The sequence below is a fragment of the Variovorax sp. UMC13 genome (assembly GCF_014170375.1).
Classification (GTDB): Bacteria; Pseudomonadota; Gammaproteobacteria; order Burkholderiales; family Burkholderiaceae_C; genus Variovorax.
The window spans coordinates 44,510-59,514 of sequence record NZ_LZZW01000037.1 but is presented as its reverse complement, the minus strand read 5'-3'; the positions used below and the strand labels follow the sequence as shown (position 1 = coordinate 59,514).

The window sequence follows — 15,005 nt, the reverse complement described above, 5'->3', positions numbered from 1 at the left end:
TCAAGCCGCTTCCAGGGTGATGGTCTTGAGCTGGCCCGAGGCGATGCGCTTCTGCCACTCGGCCGGGCCGGTGATGTGCACGCTGGTGCCGCCCGCGTCGACCGCCACGGTCACGGGCATGTCGACCACGTCGAACTCGTAGATCGCTTCCATGCCCAGGTCCGCGAAGCCGACGACCTTGGCGGTCTTGATGGCCTTGCTCACCAGGTAGGCGGCACCGCCGACCGCCATCAGGTAGGCGCTCTGGTGCTTCTTGATCGCCTCGATGGCGGTCGGGCCGCGCTCGGCCTTGCCGATCATCGCGATCAGGCCGGTCTGGGCCAGCATCATCTCGGTGAAGCCGTCCATGCGGGTGGCGGTGGTCGGGCCGGCCGGGCCCACCGCTTCGCCTTCCACCGGATCGACCGGGCCGACGTAGTAGATGACGCGGTTGGTGAAGTCCACCGGCAGCTTCTCGCCCTTGGCCAGCATGTCGGCGATGCGCTTGTGGGCGGCGTCGCGGCCGGTCAGCATCTTGCCGTTGAGCAGCAGCGTGTCGCCCGGCTTCCAGCTCGCCACTTCGGCGGGCGTGAGCGTGTCGAGGTCGACCTTCTTGCTCTTGTTGTAGTCGGGCGTCCAGTCGACGTCGGGCCAGAGGTCCAGCGAGGGCGGGTCGAGGTAGACCGCGCCGCTGCCGTCCATCACGAAGTGCGCATGGCGGGTGGCCGCGCAGTTGGGGATCATCGCCACCGGCTTGCTGGCCGCGTGCGTGGGGTACATCTTGATCTTGATGTCGAGCACGGTCGCCAGGCCGCCCAGGCCCTGCGCGCCGATGCCCAGCGCGTTGACCTTCTCGTAGAGCTCGATGCGCAGCGCCTCGACCTTGCTCAGCTCGGCCCCCGAGGCCTTCTTGGCCTGGAGTTCGTGCATGTCGAGGTCGTCCATCAGGCTTTCCTTGGCCATCAGCGCGGCCTTCTCGGCCGTGCCGCCGATGCCGATGCCCAGCATGCCCGGCGGGCACCAGCCGGCGCCCATGGTGGGCACGGTCTTGAGCACCCAGTCGACGATGTTGTCGCCCGGGTTGAGCATGGCCAGCTTGCTCTTGTTCTCGCTGCCGCCGCCCTTGGCCGCGACCGTGACCTCGAGCGTGTCGCCCGGCACGATCTCGGTGAAGATCACCGCGGGCGTGTTGTCCTTGGTGTTCTTGCGGTCGAACTGCGGATCGGCCACGACCGAGGCGCGCAGCGTGTTGTCGGGGTGGTTGTAGCCGCGGCGCACGCCTTCGTTGATGGCGTCGTCCAGGCTGCCGGTGAAGCCGCCCCAGCGCACGTCCATGCCCACCTTGAGGAACACGTTGACGATGCCGGTGTCCTGGCAGATCGGGCGGTGGCCCGTGGCGCTCATCTTGCTGTTGGTGAGGATCTGCGCGATGGCGTCCTTGGCGGCAGGGCTCTGCTCGCGCTCGTAGGCCTTGGCCAGGTGGGCGATGTAGTCGGCGGGGTGGTAGTAGCTGATGTACTGCAGCGCGGCGCTGATCGATTCGATCAGGTCGGCCTGCTGGATCGTGGTCGTCATGTGGGGAAATCGTTGTAATCGGGGGTCTCGCATTATCCCCCGACGCTCTCCGGCAGGCACCTCGAGCGGTCGGCCCCGCCATGGTTCGAACGGCCGCGGGAGCCTGCTACCAATGCGTTGGCTTGCGGATCGGCTTCTTCTTCGTCGGGACCACGGGCGGCAGTTGGGCTCCGGCCAGTTCCTCGTCAAGGATGTAGCGGCGCGTCCAATGGGCATGTCGTGCCAGGGAGGCACTGTGCCGGCGCGATGCGGCTTCGCCTGTGGGAGGTTTGACCGGCGTGACGATCCCGATCACGAGTTCAGGGAAGTCTTCCCTCAACGCTTCGAGCACCGGCTCCGCGTCGCTGTCGTTCGAGCAGAGCACGACCTGGCCATAGAGCCCTTTGCAGATGTCCCGGTACATGGACATCGCGAGGTTGACATCCGTCTTCTTCTCTTCGATGCGCCACACGCGCGTCTGGACTTTTCGATCGAAACGCTGGCCATCGACAAAGGCCGGCATCCACGAGCCGTTGCGATCCATGCTGTGGGTCCCGAGCTTGATCGAGAAGCGATCGGGGTGCCTTGCGGCGAGCGCGCGGTGATAGCTGTCCTGGGACTCGACCGAGAGCTGTCCATGGCTGGCGAAGTTGCCGAGCGCCGTCGCGCTGAAGAACTTCACGGCGACGAGGGTCGCCAAAGGGTCCTGGATGGCCAGCAGTCGATCGAAGAGCAGGGGCAGATCCAGCAACTTGAAGGCCGTGCCGCGCAGGCGACCGTAATAAAGGTTGTAGCCGTCGATATAGACGGCCGTTCTCCGCGTCTTTTTTTCATCCACAAGAGCTCCCTGCAACTCCTCCGGACATGAAAAAACCGCCCTGGGGCGGTCTTTTCTTCCTGAGCGGAAGCCAACTGAATGACGCCGCAAAGGAGGAGTCGTGTCCGGATTCTACAGCGCCATGCTCATCTGGGCGAGCTCAGCGCCCGCCCTTGTACGTGAACACCTGCACCACCCCCGGCCCGGCGCATAGATGTAGCCGTAGTCGACGCCATTGTTGGTGCGCCAGCGGTATTGCAGCGATTCGGCGACGCCGTCGTAGGTGCACGAGAGCTTCTCGATCTCGATCGAGGACACGGCGCTGCGCTGGCCGTAGAGCGTGTCGTAGCTGGCGGCGTCCCGGCCGCGGCCGAGCGCCCAGTGGGCGTGCAGCGCGAGCTGCAGCGGCGCATGGACCGACTCGAAGACGCGCTTGTCCTGGTGGCTGAATTCCTCGAGGCCCGGTCGGCGGTACAGGCCGATCACGGTGAACGGCGCGGCCGCGGGGCGCGAACCGTCGTCGACGATCATCGCGAGCAGGCCCTTGACGCCCGTGGGCGCCGCGAATTCATGGAAGTAGTCGAGGGTGTACAGCGTGTCCCAGTCGCACAGCTCGCGGCCGATGCCGCATTCGCCGGTGCGCACGCAGATGTCCTTCTGCAGAGCACCGGCCATCCAGGGATCGCGCGGCGACCAGTATTCGACATAGTCAGGCACGGTGTGGGTCGGAAGGCCGTGGTCGACGAACAACGCGCGGTCGGGCGTCGCGCTGCGGGGCGTGTGGAGGCAGGCGGCCGTCGCGTCGAAGCGCCGGCACAGCGCCGTGAGCATGTCGCTCCAGCGCGCGGCGTCCGAAGCCGCGCGCGAGGCCGCGATCACCGCATTCATCAAGCCCATGTCCGAACTGGCCATCCAACCGACCCTCCAGGGTGTTCGGGGCCGAGTGTAGGACGTCTGCGCGACTTGGCGCTGTGGGGCGGCGCCGCGGCGCGCAGGCCCGGCCGGGCCGCGACCCGCTGCTATGCTGGCCCGCGCACTGGCTGGCAGGGCGCGCACCCAACCCTCCGGAGACAATAACGATGAAGAAGAATCCCCTGGTCCTGCTCGGTATCGGCCTGGTCCTGATGATCGCGGGCGCCTTCCTGAGCTTCGGCGCGAGTGCGCCGAGCGCCGATGCCGCCACGGTGGCGAAATGCCAGGAGCGCATGAAGGACCAGGGCGCGGAGATGCTGGGGCGCTGCAAGGAATCGGCCTTCGCCACCGCCATGACGGCCACCGATGCCAACGCCGCCGCGCGCGCCATCAGTGCCAGCAACAACAGCGAGGTGGGCGGCAACGCCCTGGGCATGTTCCTGCTGGGCCTGGGCCTCGTGCTGCTGCTGGCGGGCGGCCTGGCCTGGCGCCAGCGCGTGGCCGCCCTGGGCGCCGACCGGCGCTGAGGGCTAAGGCGCGGCGGCGCGGGCCTCGGCGATCCAGCCGTCGAACAGCGCCTGGTGGGCCTGGATCCAGCCGTCGGTGTGGCGCTCCACGTCCTGCTGCGTGTTGGCGCCCTGGCTCATGCGCAGGTTCTGCGCGTTGATGTCGCCGATCGGCAGCTTCATCAGCTCGAACAGCTTCGCGGCCGCCGGGTTCTGCTCGGCGAAAGCCTTGTTGGCGACGATCCGTTCCTGGTTGGCCAGGAAGCCGTAGTTCCTGCCGTTGGGCAGCCGCGTGTCGGCGACGCCGTCCTGCACCGGCGTCGAGGGCACCTGCAGCCACACCACGTCGGTGCCGGGGCGCAGCACGGCGCTGACCCAGTAGGGCGTCCAGGTGTAGTAGAGGATCGGCTTGTCCTGCTTGAAGCGCGCGATGGTGTCGGCCATCAGCGCGGCATAGCTGCCCTGCTTGTGCGTCACGGTGTCGCGCAGGCCGTAGGCCGTCAGGTGGCCCTCGATGGACAGCTCGCAGCCCCAGCCGGGGTTGCAGCCCGTGAGGTCGGCCTTGCCGTCGCCGTCGGCATCGAACAGCTTGGCGATCGCCGGGTCGCGCAGCTGCTCGATATTGGTGATGTGGTACTGCTCGGCGGTCTTGCGGTCGATCAGGTAGCCCTGCACCGCGCCGTCGGAATACACGCCCTTGCGCCACAGCTTGGCGTCGCCGCCGCTGTTTTTGTAGAAGTCGGCGTGCAGCAGGCTCCAGTGGTTGGTCATGAAGGTGGCGTCGCCGTTGGCGATCGCCAGGTGCTGGGTGGCGGGCTCGAGGTCTTTCATGGGCTCGACGGTGTAGCCGAGTCGCTCGAGGCCGCGCATCACCAGCAGCGTCTGGAAGGCCTCCTCGGCCAGCGAGCTCTTGAGCGGCAGCACGGTCACGCCCTTGCCGGGCAGATCGCCGGCGGCGTGGGCCACCTGGGCGGCCAGCGCGAAGGCGATGCAGCCCAGGGCCACGAGGCCGCGTGCGATGACATGGATCTTCTTCATGGTCGGTGTGTCTCCTGGACGCTTCATTGCGCTTGCGTGGACAGCGCGGGCGCGGGCGTGCCGGCGTCGCGCGACGAGGGGCTCAGCAGCCGCTGCAGCAGGCGCAGCGCGAGGCCGGCCGGCCCGGTGTGCCACCAGCGGTGGCCGGCGCTGCGGCGCGACCGGCCCATGGCCTGCGTCAGGCGGTCCAGCGTGATGGCCAGCAGCACGATGCCCAGTCCGCCCACGGTCGCCAGGCCCATGTCGAGCCGGCCGATGCCGCGCAGCACCATCTGGCCCAGGCCGCCCACGGCGATCATCGAGGCGATCACCACCATCGACAGCGACAGCATCAGCGCCTGGTTGATGCCCGCCATGATCGAGGGCATGGCCAGCGGCAGCTGCACCTTCACCAGCATCTGCCAGGGCGAGGCGCCGTAGGCGCGCGCGGCCTCGATCAGGTCGGGGCGTACCTGGCGCAGGCCCAGGTTGGTCAGGCGCACCAGCGGCGCCAGCGCGAAGATGATGGTCACGATCACGCCCGGCACGTTGCCGATGCCGAACAGCATCACCACCGGCACCAGGTAGACGAAGGCCGGCGTGGTCTGCATGGCGTCGAGCACGGGCCGCATGAGGCGCTGAGCGCGGTCGCTGCTGGCCAGCAGCACGCCCAGCGGCAGGCCGATCACCATGCAGAACACCAGCGAGGTCAGCACCAGCGACAGCGTCACCATCGCTTCAGGCCAGATGCCCAGCATGGCCACGAGCAGCAGGGCCACGGTGGTGCCGATGGCCAGTGCGCGGCCTGCGAACTGCCAGGCCAGCAGGCCGATCAGCGCGATCATGGCCAGCGTGGGCAGGCCGGTGAGCAGGCCCTGCACCCAGTTCAGCGTGCCGTCGATGGGCAGGCGCACGGTCTGGAAGAAGGGGCGGAAGTGCTCGACCACCCAGCCCAGGCCGCTGTTGATCCAGGCCTCGACCGGCAGCGAGCCGTCCCAGAGGCGGTGCAGCGCGAAGTCGTTGCCCGCAGCGGCGTCGGCCGAGCCCGCGAGCGAGTGGGCGGCATTCGCCGGCGCATCGAGCCAGGCGCTGGTGGCCGAGGTGTCGGGCGCGGCCGAGATCGCTTCCCATGGGTCGACGTAGGCGGGGACGGCGGGCGGGTTCACGATCGGCGCCATCAGGTCCGGCGCGTTCAGTTCGGAAGGCAGTGTGCTGTCGTTCATCGTTCAGGGTCCTTCTTCGGAAATTCAGTGCGGCTCGGCGGCCAGGGCAGGGGCGGCGTGGGGGGCGACGACCTCGATCGGCGGCGTGTCGCGGTCGAGGAACTTGAGCAGCGTGGTCTTGCTGATCGCGCCGCAGAAGCGGCCGTCGCCGGCCACCACGGGCAGCGCGCAGGGCGCCTGCGCGAGCGGGCCGATCAGGCCGGCCACGGGCGCGTCGGCGTCGATCTGCGGCAGGTCGGCGATGAAGGCGCGCTGCAGGCCCAGCGGGCCCGAGTGGCCATCGAGCGCGGCGCGCAGGGTGTCGGCCGAGACCACGCCCAGGAAGCGCTTGGTCGGGCTGGTCACGTAGGCGAAGTCGCGGTCCTGGTCCTCGAGCAGCTTCAAGGCCGCGCGCGCGCCGCGCTCCGGGTGCTCGCTCACCACGGTGAGCGACTTGCGCGCGATGTCCGCGGCCTTGAACACGGCCGCCGCATCGACGCCGCGCACGAAGCTGCGCACATAGTCGTCGGCCGGGCTGCGCAGGATCTCGTCGGGCGTGCCGACCTGGATCACATGGCCGTCCTTCATGATCGCGATCCGGTCGCCGATGCGCATGGCCTCGTCGAGGTCGTGCGAGATGAAGACGATGGTGCGGCGCTGCTCCTGCTGCAGCCGCAGCAGCTCCGACTGCATCTCGGTGCGAATGATCGGGTCGAGCGCCGAGAAGGCCTCGTCCATCAGCAGGATCGAGGGGTCGGAGGCCAGCGCGCGCGCCAGGCCCACGCGCTGCTGCATGCCGCCGGAGAGCTCGTCGGGGTAGCTGTCGCCCCAGCCCGCGAGGCCCACCTGCGCGAGCGCGAGCTCGGCCTGCGCCAGGCGCTCCTTCTTGCCCGTGCCCGAGAGTTCGAGGCCGAAGGCGGTGTTCTCGCGCACCGTCATGTGCGGCATCAGCGCGAAGGACTGGAACACCATGCTGATGTCCTTGCGGCGCAGCGCGCGCAGCTTGGCGTCGGAGTGTTCGTTGATGTCGGCGCCGTCGATCACGATGCGGCCTGCGGTCGGCTCGATCAGCCGGTTGAGCAGGCGCACCAGCGTCGACTTGCCCGAGCCCGAGAGCCCCATGATGACGAAGATCTCGCCGGCCTGGATTTCGAAGGTGGCGTCGAACACGCCGATCGACTGGCCGGTGCGCGCCAGGATGTCCTTCTTCGAGAAGCCTTGCCGGACCAGTTCCAGGGCTTGCTCCGGCTGGTCGCCGAAGACCTTGAAGACGTGGTCGATGAGAATGCCTTTGGCCATAACGCGGGGCTCCTTTGTGAGGGTTGAACACGGCACCGCCCCTGGAGGCGGCAACGGCCACGCCATCAGCCCATGGAGCTGCCCGAACAAAGCGCGTGCGATGGCCCGGCGAGCCTCAAGGGCTGCCGACAGGCACTGAAGACGACATGGCGACGAAACCAGTGCCCGCCGGATGCTTCATTCGCAGAGCGGCGGGCCTGGTCGAGGGGCGCCGCCTGGAAGAGCGTGACGTGGCAATGGGGCCGGAAACATCCGGCCGGTTTGCTGGGCTGGGCCCGGCGAGGACAACCTGGCACCGCGACGGGATTCGAGATCCGCGAGTAGTGCAGGCGGGACTTGGAGTGTCATCAACATGACTTCCAAGTCCGCGAAAGCCTTCGATCATAACTTTTTGACATGATGGATGTCAAGCCGCGGGGTGTACGGTGCTGTAGTCGCCCAGGCAATGGCCGTGTCAGATGAGAGCCATTCTTATCGGGGCGATACTGCAGGCCGCACCCGGCGAGCGGGCGCATTTTTTCCAAGATTGCGGAGCTTTTCTCACCATGACGACTTCCCCCAAGACCCGTGCCGAGCGCGATACCTTCGGTCCGATCGACGTGCCGGCCGACAAGCTGTGGGGCGCGCAAACGCAGCGCTCGCTGCAGAACTTCGACATCTCCGGCGAGCAGCAGCCGCGCGAGATCATCAAGGCGCTGGCCCAGGTCAAGCGCGCGTCCGCCGTGGTCAACCACGCGCTGGGCCTGCAGGACGACAAGAAGACCCAGGCCATCGTGGCGGCCGCCGACGAGGTCATCGCCGGCCAGCACCCGGGCGAGTTCCCGCTGGTGGTGTGGCAGACCGGCTCGGGCACCCAGACCAACATGAACGTCAACGAGGTGCTGGCCAACCGCGCCAGCGAGATCCTCGGCGGCGAGCGCGGGGAAGGGCGCCTGGTGCACCCCAACGACGACGTCAACCGCAGCCAGTCGAGCAACGACGTGTTCCCCACCGCCATGCACGTGGCGGCCGTCGAAGCCATCACCCACAAGCTGCTGCCCGCGATCGCCAAGTTGCGCAGCACGCTCGCGAAGAAGGCGGAAGACTTCGCAGACATCGTGAAGATCGGTCGCACCCACCTGCAGGACGCCACGCCCCTCACGCTGGGCCAGGAGTTCTCGGGCTACGTGGCGCAACTGGCACATGGCGAAGCGCATGTGCGCGCCGCGCTGCCGCACCTGAGCGAACTGGCGTTGGGCGGCACGGCCGTCGGCACCGGCCTCAACGCGCCCAAGGGCTACGCCAAACAGGTGGCGGCCGAACTGGCGAAGCTCACCGGCCTGCCGTTCATCACGGCACCGAACAAGTTCGAAGCCATGGCCAGTGTCGACGCGCTGGTGCATGCGCACGGCGCGCTCAAGACGCTGGCCGCCAGCATGAACAAGATCGCCAACGACGTGCGCTGGCTCGCGAGCGGTCCGCGCAGCGGCATCGGCGAATTGAGCATCCCGGAGAACGAGCCGGGCTCGTCGATCATGCCGGGCAAGGTCAACCCGACGCAGAGCGAAGCCGTCACGATGCTGGCCGCGCAGGTGTTCGGCAACGACGTGGCCATCAACATCGGCGGCGCATCCGGCAACTTCGAGCTGAACGTGTTCCGCCCGATGGTGGCCCACAACTTCCTGCAGAGCGTTCGCCTCTTGGCCGACGGCATGGTGAGCTTCAACGACCACTGCGCCGTGGGCATCGAGCCCAATCGCGAGCGCATCACCGAGCTCGTGCAGCGTTCGCTGATGCTGGTGACCGCGCTCAACACGCACATCGGCTACGACAAGTCGGCCTACATCGCGAAGAAGGCGCACAAGGAAGGCACGAGCCTGCGCGAAGCGGCCATCGCTTCGGGGCACCTGACGGCCGAGCAGTTCGACGCGTGGGTGATTCCGGAGAACATGACCGGTCGCTGAGCTGGCCACGCCCATGAAAAAAAGGACCCTCCCGGGTCCTTTTTTTCGTCGTCAGTACCCGACCGTGTAGCGCTGGCGCGAATGCGCCGGCTTCTCCAGCTCGTCGATGAACGCGATCGCGTAGTCCTCGAAAGTGATCCAGCTGCGGCCTTCGGCGCTCACCAGCAGGTCGTCCTGGCCCAGGCGGAACTTGCCGGTGCGCTCGCCTTCGACGAATTCGGCCGAGGGCGAGAGGAAGGTCCAGTCCAGCGTCTTCTCGTTGCGCAGCGCTTCCAGGAACACGCCGCCGGCCGAGGCTTCGGCCTTGTAGGCCTCGGGGAAGCCGGGCGTCTCGATGACCTTGAGGCCGGGCGCGGCGAACAGGCTGCCGGCGCCGCCGACCACCAGCAGGCGCTTCACGCCCGCGCGCTTGGCCGGCTCGATGATGGCGGCCGGCGGCACGGTCGCGAAGTGGGCGGCGCTGAACACGGCGTCGTGGCCGGCCAGGGCTTTCTCGAGCGCGGCGCCGTCGAGCACGTCGAGGTCGACGGCCTTGACGTTGGCGCGGCCGGCCAGCTTGGCGCTGGCCTGGCGTGCGATGGCCGTCACGGTGTGGCCGCGGCGCAGTGCTTCCTCGAGCAGGCGGCCGCCGGCGCGTCCGGTGGCGCCGATGATGGCGATGTGGCTCATGGGATCTCCAGAAGAAGGAAAGTGGATGGGATGCACCGCATCTTAGGTTTCTGCTTTCGAAAGAAATACCTCGAAATTCGCGCTTGTTTATTCCTAAAATCGTTCGAATGGACCGATTGAATGCGATGCGGGTGTTCGTGAACGTGGTGGACGCCGGCAGCCTTTCGGCCGCGGCCGACAAGCTCGACATGTCGCGCCCGGCGGTCACGCGCTACGTGGCCGAGCTCGAGCAGTGGACCGGCGCGCGGCTGCTGCACCGCACGACCCGCCGCCTGAGCCTCACGGCCGCGGGCGAGGAACTGCTGCCGCGCTGCCGCCAGGTGCTGGAGCTCGCGGGCGACATGCAGGCCGCGGTGCGCAACCCGGCCGAGGCGCCGCGCGGCCAGCTGCGCATCACCGCCGGCACCTCCTTCGCGCAGGCGCAGCTGGCCGATGCGATCGCGGACTATGTGCGGCGCTATCCCGGCGTGACGGTCGACCTGGTGCTGCTGGACCGCACCGTCAACCTGGTCGACGAACGCATCGACCTCGCGATCCGCACCGCGGCGGAGATCGACCCCCAGCTGATCGCGCGGCAACTCACCGTGTGCCGCTCGGTGGTCTGCGCCTCACCGGCCTACCTGGAAGCGCATGGCCGGCCGCTGCGGGTGGAGGAACTGGCCGAGCGCAACTGCCTCACCCATTCCTACTTCAGCCGCAGCCTCTGGCACTTCACGCGCAAGGACGACGGCACGCCCGTCTCGGTGGCCGTGGGTGGCAACGTGTCGGCCAACGATGCGGTGAGCCTGATGCAGCTGGCACAGGCCGGGGCGGGCATCGCGATGCTGCCGACCTACCTCACGCCGGCGCAGCTGCAGTCGGGCGCGCTGGTGCCGCTGTTCCCCGAGCACGAGCCCCGGGTGATCGGCATGCACGCGGTGTATGCCTCCCGCAAGCACATGCCGGCCACGCTGCGCAGCATGCTGGATTTCCTGGCCGAGCGCTTCACCGAGCCGCCGGCCTGGGACCGGCCGCCGGCCGGGTAGGGCGCGCGCGCCGGCTCAGTGCGACAGGTCTTCGTGGGCCGCGTTGCCCGTCATGAGCTTGTCGGTGTAGGCGATGGCGATGGCCGACAGCAGGAAGGTGATGTGGATCACGGTCTGCGCGATCAGCACGCGGTCGGTGTAGTTGTCCGCGTTGATGAAGGTCTTGAGCAGGTGGATCGAGCTGATGCCGATGATGGCCGTGGCCAGCTTGACCTTGAGCACCGAGGCGTTCACGTGGCTCAGCCACTCGGGCTGGTCGCGATGGCCTTCGAGTTCCATGCGGCTCACGAAGGTCTCGTAGCCGCCCACGATCACCATGATCAGCAGGTTGGAGATCATCACCACGTCGATCAGCGCCAGCACCACCAGCATGATCACCGTCTCGTTGAGCGAGGTGACCGGCGCGCTGGTCTTGTAGCCGATGCTGTTGATCAGCGCCTGCAGCGCGGTCTGGCTGCCGAAGGCGGCCTCGACCAGGTGCAGCAGCTCGACCAGGAAGTGCACCACGTACACCGCCTGCGCGATGATCAGGCCCAGGTACAGCGGCAACTGCAGCCAGCGGCTGGCGAAGATCAGCTTGGGCAGCGGGCGCAGCGGGGAGCGGCGCGCGACGGGTGGGTTCAGGGGATCGATACGGTCGGGAGCGGACATCGCGGAAGGGGGGAGCGGAGGACGCGCGATTCTAGGGGCGGCGCCATGACGGTACGGAGAAGCCCTTACCGGGGCGCTACCATGTCTTCGTCAGTCGTCCGTAAGTGCCAACCCCGACATTACGGCCGCATTCCATTCCCCGGCAGGAGACAACAATGAGCCAAGCATCGAACATCGAATCCGTCCTGGTGGAGAACCGCGTGTTCCCGCCCGACGCCCGCGCGCAACAGGGCGCGCGCATCAGCGGCATGGCCGCCTACGACGCGCTGTGCGCCGAGGCCGCGCAGGACCCCGACGCCTTCTGGTCGCGCCTGGCGCGCGAGAACCTCGACTGGACGAAGCCCTTTACCCGCACGCTTGACGAATCGAACGCGCCCTTCTACCAATGGTTCGGCGACGGCGAGCTCAACGCCTCGGCCAACTGCCTGGACCGCCACATGGGCACGCCGGTCGAGCACAAGACCGCGATCGTGTTCGAGGCCGACGACGGCAGCGTCACCAAGATCAGCTACCGCGACCTGCTGACCCGCGTGTGCCAGTTCGCCAACGCGCTCAAGGCCGAGGGCATCCAGAAGGGCGACCGCGTCATCATCTACATGCCGATGACGGTCGAGGGCGTGATCGCGATGCAGGCCTGCGCGCGCATCGGCGCCACCCACAGCGTGGTGTTCGGCGGCTTCTCGGCCAAGGCGCTGCAGGAACGCATCATCGACGCCGGCGCGGTCGCGGTCATCACCGCCAACTACCAGCTGCGCGGCGGCAAGGAACTGCCGCTCAAGGCCATCGTCGACGACGGCATCGCGCTGGGCGGCTGCGAATCGATCAAGAGCGTGCTGGTCTACGAGCGCACGCTCAGCGACTGGAAGCGCGTCGAAGGCCGCGACAAGACCTTTGACGAAGCCATCTCCGCACTCGAAGGCCAGAGCCACGAGTGCCCGCCCGAACCGGTGGGCGCGGAGCACCCGCTGTTCATCCTCTACACCTCGGGCTCGACCGGCAAGCCCAAGGGCGTGCAGCACGCCACCGGCGGCTACCTGCTGTGGGCCAAGCTCACGATGGACTGGACCTTCGACCTGCGCCCCGACGACGTGTTCTGGTGCACCGCCGACATCGGCTGGATCACCGGCCACAGCTACGTCGCCTACGGCCCGCTGGCCGCCGGCGCCACGCAGGTGGTGTTCGAGGGCGTCCCGACCTTCCCGCATGCGGGGCGCTTCTGGCAGATGATCGAGAAGCACAAGGTGTCGATCTTCTACACCGCGCCCACGGCCATCCGCTCGCTGATCAAGGCGGCCGACTCCGACGAGAAGGTGCATCCGAAGAACTGGGACCTGTCCAGCCTGCGCATCCTCGGCTCGGTGGGCGAGCCGATCAATCCGGAAGCCTGGATGTGGTACCACCGGAACATCGGCCACGAGAAATGCCCGATCGTCGACACCTTCTGGCAGACCGAAACCGGCGGCCACGTGATCACGCCGCTGCCGGGCGCGACGCCGCTGGTGCCGGGTTCGTGCACGCTGGCGCTGCCGGGCATCGCGGCGGCCATCGTCGACGAGACCGGCAAGGACCTGCCCAACGGCGCGGGCGGCATGCTGGTGATCAAGCGGCCCTGGCCCTCGATGATCCGCACCATCTGGAACGACCCCGAGCGCTTCAAGAAGAGCTACTTCCCCGAGGAGATGGGCGGCACGATCTACCTGGCGGGCGACGGCGCGGTGCGCAGCGCCGACCGCGGCTACTTCCGCATCACCGGCCGCATCGACGACGTGCTCAACGTGTCGGGCCACCGCCTGGGCACGATGGAGATCGAATCGGCGCTGGTGGCCAAGACCGACCTGGTGGCCGAGGCGGCAGTGGTGGGCCGGCCGGACGACGTGACGGGCGAGGCGGTCTGCGCCTTCGTGGTGCTCAAGCGCGGCCGCCCGACCAGTGACGAGGAGGCCAAGAAGCTGGCGACCGAGCTGCGCAACTGGGTGGCCAAGGAGATCGGCCCGATCGCCAAGCCCAAGGACATCCGCTTCGGCGAGAACCTGCCCAAGACGCGCAGCGGCAAGATCATGCGGCGCCTGCTGCGCTCGCTGGCCAAGGGCGAGGCGATCACGCAGGACACCTCGACGCTGGAGAATCCGGCCATCCTGGAGCAGCTGGGCAAGGCCTACTGAGGCGGCGACGGCGGTCCTCGCGCCGCTGTCCCACACGGGCCTTGCGGCCCATGCGTTAAAACGCGGTCTTCATTGGCTTTGGCGAAGGGAGGACCGCATGGGTCTGAGAACAGGCATCTTGTTGTTGGTGGTGCTGGTGATCGCGGCGCTGGCCGCGCTCAACTGGGGCTGGATCGCGAGCCCCGTACTGATGTCGCTGGGCTTCATGCAGGTCACGGCGCCGCTGGGTCTGATCATGCTGGGCCTGACGGTGCTGCTGGGCATCCTCTTCGTGGCCTACGTGGTCTACCTGCAGAGTTCGGTGCTGCTCGAGACACGCCGCCACACGCGCGAGATGCAGACCCAGCGCGACCTGGCCGACAAGGCCGAGGCCTCGCGCTTCACCGAGCTGCGCAATTTCCTCGAGGCCCAGGAGAACACCCACATGAGCCGCAACGCCGAGCGCCATGCGGCGCTGCTGGCGCGGGTCGAGCAACTCGAAGCCTCGCTGCGCCAGCGCGGCGACCAGACCGACAACACCATGGCGGCCCACATGGGCCAGCTGGAAGACCGGCTGGAGCGTCGCGCGGGCGGGGCCGAGCCGCGCTTCTGATGCGGCCTACTTGGTCGAGAGGATCCAGCCCGCCAGCTTCTTGGCGTCGGCTTCGCTGACCTGGTTGTTGGCCGGCATCGGCACCGGGCCCCAGACGCCCGAACCGCCCTTGCGGATCTTGTTGACCAGGGTGTCGACCGCGCCCTTGTCGTCCTTGTACTTCGCGGCCACGTCCTTGAACGAGGGGCCGAGCACCTTGCGTTCCACCGCATGGCAGCTCATGCAGTTCTTCGAGGTGGCCAGCGCCAGGTCGGCGAAGGCCGGCGCCGCCAGGCCGAGGCTCAGGAGGGCGGCCGACAGGACTTTTTTCATGGGGTGTTCTTCTCGGGGGCTGGGTTACATTGGGTGCCAGGCGATTGTAGGGAGCCATGCACAAGGCGCCTCTCGCATGCCGACAAACCCCGAAGGGATTCGCGATGTGGTTTCTGTTGTTGGGCCTGCTGGGCGTCGGCCTCAAGTATTTTGAGGTGGGCCCGGTGGCCGGCTGGAGCTGGTGGCTGGTGCTGTCGCCTTTCGCGCTGGCGCTGGCCTGGTGGGCCTGGGCCGATTCCTCGGGCTACACCAAGCGCAAGGTGATGGAGCGCGAGGCGCGGCGCAAGCAGGTGCGCATCGACCGCCAGCGCGCCAACATGGGCCTGCCGAACCGCGACGGGCAGCGCACGCGGCGTTGAACAGAC

The 15,005-nt window shown here is 67.9% G+C and carries 15 protein-coding genes; 6 read left to right on the top strand and 9 right to left on the bottom strand.

Annotation, left to right across the window (positions count from 1 at the left end; translation table 11 throughout):
• The 3 genes from A9977_RS31690 to A9977_RS31680 form a co-directional block, all read right to left on the bottom strand.
• A complete protein-coding gene (locus A9977_RS31690; RefSeq protein ID WP_183028796.1) occupies positions 1-1,554 on the bottom strand; it encodes a fumarate hydratase in 1,554 nt (517 codons plus the stop codon).
• Between the two features lie 106 nt (positions 1,555-1,660).
• Entirely contained in the window at positions 1,661-2,371 is a 711-nt protein-coding gene (locus A9977_RS31685) for an NYN domain-containing protein (RefSeq protein WP_183028795.1), read from the bottom strand.
• A gap of 111 nt (positions 2,372-2,482) precedes the next feature.
• A complete protein-coding gene (locus A9977_RS31680) occupies positions 2,483-3,262 on the bottom strand; it encodes a hypothetical protein (protein WP_183028794.1) in 780 nt (259 codons plus the stop codon).
• Positions 3,263-3,429: 167 nt separating this feature from the next.
• Between A9977_RS31680 and A9977_RS31675 the strand changes: the two genes are divergently transcribed.
• On the top strand, positions 3,430-3,789 hold the full coding sequence (locus A9977_RS31675; RefSeq protein WP_183028793.1) for a hypothetical protein: 360 nt from the start codon (positions 3,430-3,432) through the stop codon (positions 3,787-3,789).
• A 3-nt stretch (positions 3,790-3,792) separates the two neighbouring features.
• Here A9977_RS31675 and proX read toward each other — a convergent pair whose 3' ends face one another.
• Genes proX through proV form a run of 3 tightly spaced genes read right to left on the bottom strand, consistent with a single transcriptional unit; the run spans position 3,793 to position 7,286 of the window.
• Complete coding sequence (gene proX, locus A9977_RS31670; RefSeq protein ID WP_183028792.1) at positions 3,793-4,806, bottom strand: glycine betaine/L-proline ABC transporter substrate-binding protein ProX; 1,014 nt, start codon at positions 4,804-4,806, stop codon at positions 3,793-3,795.
• Between the two features lie 23 nt (positions 4,807-4,829).
• Positions 4,830-6,008 (bottom strand): glycine betaine/L-proline ABC transporter permease ProW, encoded by a 1,179-nt coding sequence (gene proW, locus A9977_RS31665; RefSeq protein ID WP_183028791.1) that lies wholly within the window; start codon positions 6,006-6,008, stop codon positions 4,830-4,832.
• 24 nt (positions 6,009-6,032) lie between these two features.
• Positions 6,033-7,286, bottom strand: coding sequence for a glycine betaine/L-proline ABC transporter ATP-binding protein ProV (gene proV, locus A9977_RS31660; protein WP_183028790.1), 1,254 nt, complete (start codon positions 7,284-7,286; stop codon positions 6,033-6,035).
• Between the two features lie 545 nt (positions 7,287-7,831).
• Between proV and fumC the strand changes: the two genes are divergently transcribed.
• The gene (fumC, locus tag A9977_RS31655) at positions 7,832-9,229 is read left to right on the top strand and encodes a class II fumarate hydratase (protein WP_183028789.1); all 1,398 of its coding nucleotides are present in this window, start codon (positions 7,832-7,834) and stop codon (positions 9,227-9,229) included.
• Positions 9,230-9,280: 51 nt separating this feature from the next.
• Here the strand turns inward: fumC and A9977_RS31650 are convergent, their stop codons facing one another.
• Complete coding sequence (locus A9977_RS31650; RefSeq protein ID WP_183028788.1) at positions 9,281-9,898, bottom strand: NAD(P)-dependent oxidoreductase; 618 nt, start codon at positions 9,896-9,898, stop codon at positions 9,281-9,283.
• Positions 9,899-10,005: 107 nt separating this feature from the next.
• On the opposite strand from A9977_RS31650, the gene A9977_RS31645 reads away from it, so the two are divergent.
• Positions 10,006-10,923, top strand: coding sequence for a LysR family transcriptional regulator (locus tag A9977_RS31645; RefSeq protein ID WP_183028787.1), 918 nt, complete (start codon positions 10,006-10,008; stop codon positions 10,921-10,923).
• Between the two features lie 15 nt (positions 10,924-10,938).
• On the opposite strand, the gene A9977_RS31640 is transcribed toward A9977_RS31645, so the two are convergent.
• Positions 10,939-11,574, bottom strand: a complete 636-nt coding sequence (locus A9977_RS31640; protein WP_183028786.1) for a YqhA family protein — start codon at positions 11,572-11,574, stop codon at positions 10,939-10,941.
• 155 nt (positions 11,575-11,729) lie between these two features.
• Here A9977_RS31640 and acs point away from each other — a divergent pair, with 155 nt between their 5' ends.
• Both acs and A9977_RS31630 read left to right on the top strand, forming a co-directional pair.
• The gene (gene acs / locus A9977_RS31635; protein WP_183028785.1) at positions 11,730-13,736 is read left to right on the top strand and encodes an acetate--CoA ligase; all 2,007 of its coding nucleotides are present in this window, start codon (positions 11,730-11,732) and stop codon (positions 13,734-13,736) included.
• 97 nt (positions 13,737-13,833) lie between these two features.
• Complete coding sequence (locus A9977_RS31630) at positions 13,834-14,328, top strand: LapA family protein (RefSeq protein ID WP_183028784.1); 495 nt, start codon at positions 13,834-13,836, stop codon at positions 14,326-14,328.
• 6 nt (positions 14,329-14,334) lie between these two features.
• Here the strand turns inward: A9977_RS31630 and A9977_RS31625 are convergent, their stop codons facing one another.
• Positions 14,335-14,640 carry a c-type cytochrome gene (locus A9977_RS31625; RefSeq protein WP_183028783.1) on the bottom strand — a complete coding sequence of 102 codons (306 nt, stop codon included), beginning with the start codon at positions 14,638-14,640 and terminating at the stop codon, positions 14,335-14,337.
• 104 nt (positions 14,641-14,744) lie between these two features.
• Between A9977_RS31625 and A9977_RS31620 the strand changes: the two genes are divergently transcribed.
• On the top strand, positions 14,745-14,999 hold the full coding sequence (locus A9977_RS31620; protein WP_183028782.1) for a TIGR04438 family Trp-rich protein: 255 nt from the start codon (positions 14,745-14,747) through the stop codon (positions 14,997-14,999).
• Positions 15,000-15,005: the final 6 nt, after the last annotated feature.

Coding starts and splice junctions, on each gene's coding strand:
- A9977_RS31690 (WP_183028796.1), bottom strand. CDS start 1,554: ATGACGACCACGATCCAGCAGGCCGACCTGATCGAATCGATCAGCGCC.
- A9977_RS31680 (WP_183028794.1), bottom strand. CDS start 3,262: ATGGCCAGTTCGGACATGGGCTTGATGAATGCGGTGATCGCGGCCTCG.
- A9977_RS31675 (WP_183028793.1), top strand. CDS start 3,430: ATGAAGAAGAATCCCCTGGTCCTGCTCGGTATCGGCCTGGTCCTGATG.
- proX (WP_183028792.1), bottom strand. CDS start 4,806: ATGAAGAAGATCCATGTCATCGCACGCGGCCTCGTGGCCCTGGGCTGC.
- proW (WP_183028791.1), bottom strand. CDS start 6,008: ATGAACGACAGCACACTGCCTTCCGAACTGAACGCGCCGGACCTGATG.
- proV (WP_183028790.1), bottom strand. CDS start 7,286: ATGGCCAAAGGCATTCTCATCGACCACGTCTTCAAGGTCTTCGGCGAC.
- fumC (WP_183028789.1), top strand. CDS start 7,832: ATGACGACTTCCCCCAAGACCCGTGCCGAGCGCGATACCTTCGGTCCG.
- A9977_RS31650 (WP_183028788.1), bottom strand. CDS start 9,898: ATGAGCCACATCGCCATCATCGGCGCCACCGGACGCGCCGGCGGCCGC.
- A9977_RS31645 (WP_183028787.1), top strand. CDS start 10,006: ATGGACCGATTGAATGCGATGCGGGTGTTCGTGAACGTGGTGGACGCC.
- A9977_RS31640 (WP_183028786.1), bottom strand. CDS start 11,574: ATGTCCGCTCCCGACCGTATCGATCCCCTGAACCCACCCGTCGCGCGC.
- acs (WP_183028785.1), top strand. CDS start 11,730: ATGAGCCAAGCATCGAACATCGAATCCGTCCTGGTGGAGAACCGCGTG.
- A9977_RS31630 (WP_183028784.1), top strand. CDS start 13,834: ATGGGTCTGAGAACAGGCATCTTGTTGTTGGTGGTGCTGGTGATCGCG.
- A9977_RS31625 (WP_183028783.1), bottom strand. CDS start 14,640: ATGAAAAAAGTCCTGTCGGCCGCCCTCCTGAGCCTCGGCCTGGCGGCG.
- A9977_RS31620 (WP_183028782.1), top strand. CDS start 14,745: ATGTGGTTTCTGTTGTTGGGCCTGCTGGGCGTCGGCCTCAAGTATTTT.